Here is an 861-nt window from a genome sequence, read left to right on the forward strand (position 1 = left end):
GTTCAATCATTCTTGGATAAAAAGAAGCCATACAAAAAGAGCTTTAAAGTAGCACATAAACTTGAAGGTCTGACAAGTCTTCTAGACTTTATTAGAGAAGTCGAAGATGTATCAGGGAGACGTCCTCTATTATGTTTGATTTATTTGAATTATTTGAATTTTATAAATCATAATTGACTATTATATCACATGGTTGTAGTATTTAATTATGAGTAATTGGTCCCATTTAAAATTAGGAGCGTTATCAATAGTGATTGAGCGGGATCTATTTATGGAAGGATTCATAATAAAATATATATATGGATACAGGGAAAGATCCATGCATATTGAGCAATTTGAAGGGGAATTAGGGATCAAAATATTTAACAGGTCAAGGTCAGGGGGCTTTACCAACTGAGGAAGGAAAAAAATCAGATTATGAACAACAACCCGAATAACGACGCCATATAAAGGTGCATTTATTCGGGTTGATCTGTCTCTAAAATTCACCAGTTGCCAATTTCCTTAAACAAGTTCAGTTATTTGGGTCTGTGTGTTCTTCTTTGACCCTTATGATAGCATGCGTCACAAATTTGAAACCGTAAGCTATCCGGCAACTTTTTTCCACATCGCTTGCATTTTTTCTGATAATTAATCATTTCATCTTTTAACTGATCATGAACACCATCACTGATCTCTTCACGGACACGTTCCCAATAAATGGCTTCAGTTCTTCTTCCCATTCGGTATAGAAATAAAAGATGTAGACCTATGGCTTTATAGGAAAGTTCCAATTCCTCTAGATTCCTTGTCTTGATGATTGGATCTGGTAGATTGCTGCTCTCGGCTATGGCTTCGACCGTCTCTAGCCACTGCCGGATA

The 861-nt window shown here is 36.1% G+C and carries 1 pseudogene; it reads right to left on the bottom strand.

Annotated elements, in window-relative coordinates:
• Nucleotides 1-518: 518 nt before the first annotated feature.
• Nucleotides 519-861 (bottom strand): annotated as a pseudogene (locus tag AC1DUW_RS30795) (RNA helicase); the annotation flags it as partial.

Source organism: Peribacillus sp. P4_C12, assembly GCF_056402095.1.